Below are 10,777 nucleotides of genomic sequence, written 5' to 3' on the forward strand. Positions count from 1 at the left end.
TTGCGATTTTTGCACCAGAACCTGTGGGGATACCCCTATTTAATCAAGTTATCTAGTAAATTAGCTCCTTACCTTATTAAGTGAAACGAAAGTAGAATAAATAAAACATTTAGGAAATTTTTTTAAATAATAGTTTTAATAGATAACTGATGTACTTCTTCTATAAACTATAAAAGGGGGGTCTTCCACATCACTATCAAACTAAGACTTAGGAAATTTTCAGGGGAGTGGTGTAGATTATTTAAGAATTTACATACATCATAAATCCTAATGGGGTTTGTTTTTTTCAATTAAGCCGCTCGATCTTTAGAAATGGTACAATTGTAATTGACACCTAATATATCAAAGACTGTTTTTTCTCTTATTGATGAAATCAAATTGGTTGAAAGCGCAGGTTACCTATTAGAAAAGGAAAAAAGGATCATATAAGGAATTGTTGTACTGCACTGATAAATTATACCTGTTTTTAAAAAGAACATAGAATTTATGCTTAAATTATTAAAGAGCGCAAATGTCGAGCTGCTCTATAAAAGTTATATTGCAAATGGCTCTTCATAGTAAAGGAGGATTAATAAATGAGAAAAATAACGAAAGTATCATTGATTTTAATTTTTTGTATAGCGATCGGTGTTTTAACAGGTTTTAAAGTTGGGGATTACCTCGGGAATCACAAAGAGGAGGAAATGATCAACTCGGTTAAAGGGGAAAAAGTCGAAGTGGCAGTGGAAGCTGAAAAACGCATAAATGATACAATGCTCAAAATGACTAATCAAAAGGTGTTATCCGATAAGAAAGAGGGCTTTATCAAAATGAGTGCCGAGAATATTCAAGAAGTAAAAGAGGCAATCACTAAAAGCACTCCAATGTATGTAAAGCATTTAGGAGAGTATCGTATGATCATCGATCGATGGGAACACGGGGATTTTTCTCAAATAGTTAAAGAGCATAATATGTTGAGTAAGTGGAAAGATGGGAACGACGGTAAAGCATATAAAGAGGCTACGCCAGAGCAAGAAAAGGAGTATCTCTTGAAACAAGCAAAAGCTGAATTAAATAAATAATCTACAACAAACAAAGGGTGAAAAAATCGCTCTTTGTTTGTTTTTAGTGTTTATAGGTGAAATGTTGCAAATTTCATTTTCGTTTGAACTTTATTTAAAATATAAGCTGTCCATATACCAAATTCTTAGAGATTACAAGAGGAACATTAGTTGTTCCTCTTTTTATTTTAAACAACAAGAAAGCAGAATAGCCAATGACAAACACAAATAGAGAGATAGGTCGGATTTAATATTTTATGTTTATACACATTTATATGTATATTTTATTTGTATAGATTATAAACCAATAAAAATATATACCTTTCTGTAAGAATGCTACATTCTTCTCTATTTACCTATACCTACATTTTTTATAATTTATTACGAAATGTATATTGATTTAAAACATTTTGTTCAAAATGTTTAATTGAAATTTTTAGGGGTTTAAGACCGTTCTTTGTTCTCCTCTTCTAAATTAACATAATTTTCAAATATCAAAAGTGGATATGTTAAGATTTGATATATAATAAAATCAACCCGTGGTTAGAGTGTTTGCTCCGATTCAAGTTATGAGATAGTTTATTTCACTTTTTTTCATTATCTAAAAAAGAACTTGTAGAGATACCTACAAGTTCTTTTTATTCTCAAATTCAATATTAATAATAATTTAACTATATTAACAGGGTGCTGCTATTGTTGTGGTCTTCATGTATATTAGCAAATATTCATTTATTCACCCAAGATTTATACTATTCAAACCCCTGTTTTTTTTCTGGGAACACCATGTACTTTTTATAAAAGTCAAAAATTGCAAGCTAACACTCCGACTATACTAGTTTTATCTATATACCCTAGACCGTTTCGACTATCCATACTTTTATAACGATTATCTCCCATTACAAATAATTTGCCTGAAGGCACTTTCCTCTCGCTAAAGTTGGAGAAAAATTCAGTTTTATTAATTAAACCTTTGTAAACATAAGGTTCTTCTTGTTTCTCCCCATCTATATAAACGGAATCGTTAACCATTTTAACTGTTTCATTGGGCAAACCAATTATTCTTTTTATGTAATAATTGGAATCATTCGGTATTTTTATAACAACAATCTGCCCATGATATAATGGGCAGATTGTTGTAGCTGCTCTATTTACTAATATATATTCTTGATCTTGTACAGTGGGGTACATGGAATTTCCTTTTACTTTATAAAAATCAAAATTGAAAAATAACAACAAAAACATCAACATACCAAATAGAAAAAACTTTAAATTAAGATTATATTCTTGTTCTTCAGATAACATATGGTTCCATTCCTTATTAATAATTTCATAAAAAATGCCGCCTACTAAGCTTTAATGCAGGGGGCATTTTTTTATTATCTTCATTCGCTTTATTTAGTTTGTTTGAGAAGGGGTATTATCCCCTGTATCCTTTTTTAATTCAAAGTATGCATCTAAAATGTCTCTACCAATCATTGAATTAATTCCACCTTTATCATCATATACCCATGGTACAACAACAGAAAATGCGACTTCCGGGTTATCATATGGAGCATATCCTGCTAAAGTTAAATTATAACAACGGATTCTTTTCCCTTGTTCATCTCTACCAACAGGATCATCTCCTCCATAAACTGTTTGTGCTGTTCCTGTTTTACCAGCCGGTTTATAAGAAGCTTTTTGGAAATAATGCACACCTGTTCCATCACCTTCTTGAAATACTCTTCTGAAACCTTCTTGTACTCGATCAATATATTCTTTTTTCATATCTACACGGTTCAATACAACTGGCTCCATGGATTGTACAACTTTTCCAATCTCTTCTTCTTTCACTGTATGCTCTCGAATCTCTTGCACAATCTGTGGTTTCATTCGATATCCCCCATTTGCAATAGTAGAAATGTATTGTGCTAACTGCAATGGTGAATACGTATCATATTGTCCAATAGCTAAATCTAGTAAGAAACCTGGCTGATAATTTTCTTTATTCATTTGTCCAATATCTTCATTTGGTAAATCTATACCTGTTGGAACACCTAAACCAAATTGTCCAAAATAATATCTCATTTTATCAAATGTAGCTGCTGTAATATTTAATGAGCTATTAGGTACATAATTTATGCCTGCAATTTTTAAAGCTGTATTGAACATGTAAACATTTGATGAAACTTGTAACGCTCGTAGGTCATCAATACTTCCAAAATCCTTCCAAGATTTTTTGGGTTTTGTTCCTTTAAAATGCATTGGTGCATCATGAAAATATGTTCCTGGCGTTATGGAACCTGTCTCAAATCCTGTTAAAAGTGTAGCTCCTTTTACGGTAGATCCAAGCTCATAAGAGCTAGTCAATGTACCTAAAGCATAATCTTCTACTTTTATATTCCCATCTTTTTTCACTAATTTTTTTCCAGCCATGGATAAAAGTTGACCTGTTTTTGGATCCATCATTACAACAAACGCTCGGTCTAATAGTGGTTCTGAACCTTTAAACTCTTTTAAACGCTTTTCAATAATCTCTTCAACCTGCTTCTGTAATTTCATATTGATTGTTAATGTTAAATTTTTTCCGTTCTTCCCGTTGGAAATTATTTCCGTTTGGGTAATATTTTTTTCTTTGTCAATAATATTTCGAACTTCAGCTTTTTCTCCATGTAATACGTCTTCATATCGTTGTTCAATATAACTTTTTCCAATGCGATCATTACGATTGTAACCACGCACTAAATAAGAGTCTAAATTTTCTTTTGGAAGCCCTTCTTCAGCACTTGTAATATTTCCTAATACCGAACGGAATAAATTCCCATTTACATAATTACGATCCCATTCTGTTGTTGCATCTACCCCTGGGAATCTTTCTAAATTCTCACTTATTATTGCGTATTCTTTCTCGGTTGCGTTCTTTTTTATAACTTGAGGTGTCATTTGATATCCTGAACTCATTTTACTTTTAATAGCTAATACTTTTAGGTCTTCTGACGTTAATTTACTTAGTTCTTCATCAGTGACACGTTCTCGTCTCAATTTTTCTATTTTATTATCAAACCCTTTTCCCTCAATATTTTTTGCTCTAAGTTTTTCTTCGTCTTGTTTCGTTATTTTTTTTTGGGCCTGTTCTTTATTCATTTGCATCCAAAAATCTTTTCTATCTGTTTCAGTTAATTTATTTATATCTTCTTCGGATATTTCAATTATATTTGAAAGATCTTTAGCTACTTTCAGAATATCATCGGATTGTATACCTTTCATTCTTGTGTACGTTATGACACGAATAGCGTTATTGTTAACAACCTTTTCACCTTCTCGATCAAAAATCTGTCCACGTGGAACGGGGACACTAATGGTTTCGTTTTCTTGTTTTTCAACTATATTTTTATAAGATTCTCCATCAACGAGTTGTACTTTTCCTAACTGAAGAATAATAGTTGAAAATAGTAAAAACACACAAAAAAACAGTGCGTTTAATCTAAAAGTAACTTTATCTTTCTTTGTTTTATTGGGCTTTTCTTTGCTCATGTAAACCTCCGCTTTAATAATATTAAATCCAATACTTTTACTTAAAATATATTAAATAATATATAAGGATAAGTAAAGTTAAATAAATTTAAAGAATTTCTAAAGTATTACCTGATTTTATTAATATATATTTTTTAAAAAAGAGAGCACTTATACATGCAATCAACTTAAGAAACTTTGATACCCCTAAAATACATCTCATCACTTCAAAAGGTACACCTTTTGGTTCATTTTTCATTACTACATATTCAAAGACGTAAAGAACACTTCACATGTCTATAAAAGTATACCTTTTGAGGTTCTGGTGCAAAAAGATGATAAATAAAAAAGAATCAAGGATTCCTAACGGAATCACCTGTTAAGCAGTTAATCCAAACAGCTGGTTGATAAAAACATTCTGATTTTGGACAGACTGGCCCTGCAAATCAATTTGTTCTTTTTTGACCATATGCATGGCCTCAACACCACTCAATATAGAGGCTGCTGTTTTGTATGATTTAAATCCCAACATAGAGCGTATACGATTTTTAATAAAACGATGATCTTGTTCTACTATGTTATTTAAATATTTTATCCTTCGGATTTTGGTGCCTATTGTTATCCTTTTTTCTTTCTTCAACAGTTCGATAGCGATTGGATAAGCAGGGTTCTTATCAACCGTGATGATACGAGGTTTTGAGACATGAAAAGACCGCAAGGCTTTCTTGAAGAATCGCTTTGCAGCCTTATGATTTCTAGATTTACTCAAATAAAAGTCAATCGTATTTCCTTCAGAATCAACGGCACGATATAAATACATCCATTGTCCTTTTACTTTGATATATGTTTCGTCCACTCTCCATGAGTTATTCGTTTGTTTGAGATGAAGTCGAATTCGTTTATCAAACTCCGGCCCATATTGATGTACCCATCGCATAATAGTTGTATGAGCCAGGAATAACCCTCGTTCCTTCATCATTTCCACCAAATCACGAAAGCTTAAGTTGTACCGTAGGTACCAACGTACAGCTAACAAGATGATGTCTGGTTGATAATGTTTCCACTTAAATAAATTCTCCTTTTCCATACTGATCACACACCTTTTATAGAGTAGTACTATCAGTATTTCCAAGTTTGATAGAACATTTTCATATACTTCAAAGTTTTCGCACCAGAACCGTATAAAGAATATTGATATGTGAGGGTTTTACTGCTCGCGAATAGCGAGATAAAATGAATGCGAGTATTTTTACATATGAATATATGAAAAAAATGATGAAAATGTCAGCTTTTTATTTTTGAAAAAAATTGTTTATCTATTTTCATAAAAAAATATTTTTTTGACCCCCATAAAATTTTTATTTCCTCCGAATATGTATAGTGAAGAAAGCAATTAGAATTGAAATCATTTCGTACAGCAACCTTGATTTTGAGAGGTATCGAAGCCATGCATATGATGAAAAAAGGGCAACTTCACCAAAGGGCAAAGGGTGAAATCTGCCCAAAATGAGGTTGAAGTCATTCATAAGATATTTGGATTAGTCGTTTGGTCTCAAAGTTAACAGGAAATTACTGTTCTATATTCCTATTAAGCTATTTTCGCACCAAAAACCTAGAAGGTCTATCTATTAAAATAATTTGCGTTTGTACTTAGAATAAAAAGAAAAGGAGTATGTAAAAAAAATAATGGAGAAAAAAATTCAACAAGAGAAAGATAACTCAAAACCCGTTTTTTATGATCCTAAAGGAAGAAGAAAAATAGCTTTCAGTTGGTTTCTATGTATCTCAATAGTTAGCATAAGTATTGTATTTTATTTTTTCTTTCGAAGTATTTTTTCAACACCAGAAATTCCAAATACGAATCCTTCTGTAAAGCAAGATACTAAACTTGTGCCTATTAATCAAAAACTCAGCGACGAGCAGTTAAAGAAAGAAGACTTTAAACCTAATACCGAAATGAAAAACGATGAAAATATGGTGAATTCAACGAGCGATAGTAAACAATCTAAAGAAGTTTATGGTTTTTATGTAAACTGGGATGAAAATAGTACTGCTTCTTTAAAAGAAAATATCGATTCCTTAACCACGTTAGTACCAGAATGGTATCACTTAAAAGCAGACTTAACAGTTAGTAGTGAGATAAAACCTGAGATTGTGAAGTTAGCCAAAGAAAATCATGTGAAAATTATGCCTTTACTTACTAACTATACAGAGGAAGCTTCTGGTCCTGATAGTGAACTTATTCATAAGTTACTGAATTCTCCAGATCATGTAAAGACAACGTTTATTAACAATTTAGTAAAGCAAGTTGAAAAGAATCAATTTTCAGGTATTAATATTGACTTTGAGGCAATACCTGAAAGCGATAGAGAAAACTTAACAAATTTCATGAAAAAACTTACTACGGTCTTTCATAAACATCATTTGCTTGTTACACAAGATGTCCCTGCTAATGATAAGGCCTTTGATTATGGTGCGTTAGCCAAAGTAATAGATCGTATGATTGTAATGATGTATGACGAGCACTATGGAGCAGGGGTACCAGGACCAATTGCTTCAAATAAATGGTTTGAACATACGCTCAATGAACTAGATATTCCGTCTGAGAAACTTATAGTCGCTTTCGGTAACTATGGATATGATTGGGAAGTAAAAAGTAAAAAACCTGCGAAGTCTTTAACTTTCTCAGAAGTTATGACAATGGCTCATGATTCAAATATAAAAATTCAATGGGATAAGATGAGTGGAAATCCTTATTTTAGATATAAAACAGGAGCGAAAGAACATACTGCTTGGTTCTTAGATGGTGTTACTCTTTATAATCAAGTAAAAATCGCAATGAACAACAATGCAAAAGGATTTGCGTTATGGAGACTAGGAGCAGAAGATCCTACTGTATGGAAAGCTTTAAAAGATCCTATTGAAGTACAAAAAAATCCTGATGCATTACATAAAATCGCTAGTTTAGATGAAGTAAATTATTCTGGACAAGGAGAAATTTTACAGATTGAGATTGAAAGACAAAATGGATTGAGAGATTTTAAAGTAGGCAAAGAAGGTTATCTTACAGATGAAGTGTATCAATCACTACCATCTGCATATCAAGTACAGCGCTATGGAAAACCAAAAGGGAAACAAGTAGTACTAACATTTGATGATGGACCAGATCCTAAATACACACCGGAAATTCTAGATATATTAAAAGAGCATAAAATAAAAGCAGCCTTTTTTATACTTGGTGAAAACGCCCAACTAAATCCTAGTCTTGTTAAAAGAATGTACGATGAAGGGCATGAAATTGGCAATCATACCTTCAAGCATCCTAACGTAGCTGATACGTCTTTACTACGAACAAAAGTAGAGCTGAATACAACTCAGCGCCTGATTCAGGAAATAACTGGACATTCTACGGTTTTATTTAGGCCACCATATGAAGCAGATGCCGACCCGGATTCATCAAATGAAATATTGCCTATTTTGCGTGCACAAAATATGAACTATACAATGGTGGCAGAAAAAGTTGATCCTGAGGACTGGGCGACGCCATCAACAAATGAATTAGTAAAGCGTGCTGTTAATCCCATTTATAAGGGGGAGGGAAATGTTATTCTTCTCCATGATGCAGGAGGGAATCGTACCCATACGGTAGAGGCGCTACCGATTATTATTAAAGACCTTAAAAAGCATGGATATAGTTTTGTAACAATTTCAGATTTAATGGGTAAAGAACGAGATGAAGTTATGCCTCTCGTTTCTTCTGAGGATAAGCAATATTTACTTTACAATAAAGCTGTTTTTTTAGGAGCCGGATATTCTAAGCATATATTAGCAACTATTTTTTATATTGCTATTGGATTAGGTATTTTCCGATTCCTATTTTTAATTTATTTTTCATTCAAGCAAAAAAAGAAAACAAAATCTCGTTTATTTGCTAATTCGTCTTACCAACCTTTTGTTAGTGTTGTGATAGCAGCATATAATGAAGAGAAGGTTATAGCTAAGACGATTCGCTCAATTTTGGATAGTAATTATAGAGAGTTTGAAGTTATTGTCGTTGATGACGGATCGAAAGATGATACGTCAAAAGTAATTCAAGAAACATTCTATAAACATCCTAGAGTTCGTTTAATTCAGAAAGAAAATGGTGGGAAATCATCCGCAATGAACTTAGGATTTCAAAAATCAACAGGAGAAATCATTGTCACTTTAGATGCGGATACAATTATTGCGCAAGACGCTATTTCTCTAATGATCAGACACTTTGAAGATCATAATGTAGCAGCAGTTTCAGGTAATGTCAAAGTGGGAAACAGACGGAACTTGTTAACTACTTGGCAACATGTTGAATATATTACAGGATTTAATTTAGAACGCAGAGCTTTTGATGAGTTAAATTGTATTACGGTAGTTCCTGGAGCTATTGGAGCATGGCGTAAAAAGAATGTAGTCGAATCTGGATATTTAAGCGAAGATACATTGGCAGAAGATACGGATCTTACTATTACATTTTTACGTGAAGGGCATAGAATCGTATATGAAGAAAAAGCGTATGCTTATACGGAGTCACCTGAAGATGTGAAAAGTCTTATTAAACAGCGATATCGTTGGTCATATGGTACACTCCAATGTCTTTGGAAACATCGAAAAGCATTGTTTAATGCAAAACATAAAACATTAGGGTTTATTGCATTGCCTAACATGTGGTTATTCCAATATGTTCTGCAATTTATTGCTCCTTTAGCAGATATATTAATGATTATGGGGCTATTTGGTAGCAATCCGCTAAAAGTTTTAGGATTTTATTTTGTATTCTTTTTAATGGATCTTCTCGCTTCTCTGTTTGCATTTAAATTAGAGAAAGAGAACCCTAAACCACTAGTATGGTTAATTTTACAACGCTTTATTTATCGTCAATTTATGACTTATGTTGTAATAAAATCTATATTTTCATCCATTCGAGGGGTAGCGGTAGGATGGAATAAACTAAAGAGAATGGGAAGTGTTGAGCATTCCCCAGAACATAAGGAGGCATCATAAGAGAGCAGACGATCTGCTCTCTTTTTGTTAAAAGGACTCACCATATCAAAAAAAGAAAATTGTTTGAATTTGTAGCATAAAATACAATTCTGTTAGGAATATATGCGTTTTACTGATTTTCATTTTATCTTTGCACCAGAACCTCTAATAATCTATACTGGTTGTTTAGAAAAAGAAGAAGGTTTCTTCTGAAACTGACCTTTCCTAACCTTAAGTTGATGGATGTGGGGTACCGCCAGCATTTCGGAAAACCCCCACGCTAAGCAAAAAATAAAATAAGCTGTCCATATGTGCAGCTTATTTACATAATTATCGATATCGGAAGTAAAATTTATACTTTATCATTGATTTTTTTTAATCTACTAGCCCTTAATTCTTTGAAATTCTCGATTAATTCTTCTCCGAAAATATAAATAACTTTTTCCCATGGATGCCCTAAATAACCCCACTTAAAGTCTTTTTGCAAAAAGAAATAATAATCTCCATCCGGAAAAAATGGGATTTTCCATTGATGATCCTTTTCGTTTAGATTTAAATTTAAACTAGGATTCATCCAGTAGCTATCATGATGCCAATCTAACGCATATATATATTCATGTTTCTCGGTACATAAAATAAGAGCTTCCAATAATATATGATCAAAAATATAATCATCGTCATCAGTCCATTTTCCTTCAAAATGATTAGGTAAATCATAAGTAATATATGGACAAGAAAATTTAAATGATTGTTCACCTTCTATATTAGGATTAAAAGCAAATTCATCATAAAATCTATCCCAAACATTCTCATATTCTTGTTCATTTAACAAAATCCATTCTTTCAAACTCCGTACCTACTTTCTAATATTATTATATAATTAAAATACCACGATGAAATTGTATATTCTATTCATTGCTAATTTACATAACACATTATTATCGGTAGCAAGGAAAAGGGGGGAACCCTACTCTCCAAAGGAACCTTTTTTTTTGTTCTAGGGAACTATGCATTTTTTTATACATTCCTATCCTGGTGAGGTTTTAGGGTTCTTGTTTGTTACTGGATTACCCGAAAAATCGTATAAAATCTTGCATGCTCTTAGCGTGGTTTTTTTCCGAAATGCTGGCGGTATCGCTTCTATGATAAAACAACACTTGTTTCAAGAAAAAAATAAAATAAACAAAACCCACAGAGAACAAGAATGTTTTCTGCGGGTTTTGTTTATT

Annotated in this window: 6 protein-coding genes; 2 read left to right on the forward strand and 4 right to left on the reverse strand. The window is 32.3% G+C overall.

Features of this window, described 5'->3' with window-relative positions; all coding sequences use genetic code 11:
• Positions 1-575: 575 nt before the first annotated feature.
• Positions 576-1,061 (forward strand): DUF6241 domain-containing protein, encoded by a 486-nt coding sequence (locus B5P42_RS29250; RefSeq protein WP_002130387.1) that lies wholly within the window; start codon positions 576-578, stop codon positions 1,059-1,061.
• A 780-nt stretch (positions 1,062-1,841) separates the two neighbouring features.
• Here B5P42_RS29250 and lepB read toward each other — a convergent pair.
• The 3 genes from lepB to B5P42_RS29265 form a co-directional block, all read right to left on the reverse strand.
• On the reverse strand, positions 1,842-2,342 hold the full coding sequence (gene lepB, locus B5P42_RS29255; RefSeq protein WP_113735883.1) for a signal peptidase I: 501 nt from the start codon (positions 2,340-2,342) through the stop codon (positions 1,842-1,844).
• A 93-nt stretch (positions 2,343-2,435) separates the two neighbouring features.
• Positions 2,436-4,553, reverse strand: coding sequence for a peptidoglycan D,D-transpeptidase FtsI family protein (locus tag B5P42_RS29260; protein WP_113735884.1), 2,118 nt, complete (start codon positions 4,551-4,553; stop codon positions 2,436-2,438).
• Between the two features lie 358 nt (positions 4,554-4,911).
• Positions 4,912-5,619, reverse strand: a complete 708-nt coding sequence (locus B5P42_RS29265; RefSeq protein WP_113735885.1) for an IS6 family transposase — start codon at positions 5,617-5,619, stop codon at positions 4,912-4,914.
• A gap of 599 nt (positions 5,620-6,218) precedes the next feature.
• On the opposite strand from B5P42_RS29265, the gene B5P42_RS29270 reads away from it, so the two are divergent.
• Positions 6,219-9,569, forward strand: coding sequence for a trifunctional glycoside hydrolase family 18/polysaccharide deacetylase/glycosyltransferase family 2 protein (locus tag B5P42_RS29270; RefSeq protein ID WP_113735886.1), 3,351 nt, complete (start codon positions 6,219-6,221; stop codon positions 9,567-9,569).
• Positions 9,570-9,900: 331 nt separating this feature from the next.
• Here the strand turns inward: B5P42_RS29270 and B5P42_RS29275 are convergent, their stop codons facing one another.
• Entirely contained in the window at positions 9,901-10,395 is a 495-nt protein-coding gene (locus B5P42_RS29275) for a DUF2716 domain-containing protein (RefSeq protein WP_113735887.1), read from the reverse strand.
• Between the last annotated feature and the right edge of the window lie 382 nt (positions 10,396-10,777).

The sequence above is a fragment of the Bacillus sp. SRB_331 genome (assembly GCF_003264175.1).
GTDB lineage: Bacteria > Bacillota > Bacilli > Bacillales > Bacillaceae_G > Bacillus_A > Bacillus_A mycoides.

Excerpts from the sequence above, each read along its gene's own strand:
- lepB (WP_113735883.1), bottom strand. The coding sequence starts at position 2,342 with ATGTTATCTGAAGAACAAGAATATAATCTTAATTTAAAGTTTTTTCTA.
- B5P42_RS29265 (WP_113735885.1), bottom strand. The coding sequence starts at position 5,619 with ATGGAAAAGGAGAATTTATTTAAGTGGAAACATTATCAACCAGACATC.
- B5P42_RS29270 (WP_113735886.1), top strand. The coding sequence starts at position 6,219 with ATGGAGAAAAAAATTCAACAAGAGAAAGATAACTCAAAACCCGTTTTT.
- B5P42_RS29250 (WP_002130387.1), top strand. The coding sequence starts at position 576 with ATGAGAAAAATAACGAAAGTATCATTGATTTTAATTTTTTGTATAGCG.
- B5P42_RS29260 (WP_113735884.1), bottom strand. The coding sequence starts at position 4,553 with ATGAGCAAAGAAAAGCCCAATAAAACAAAGAAAGATAAAGTTACTTTT.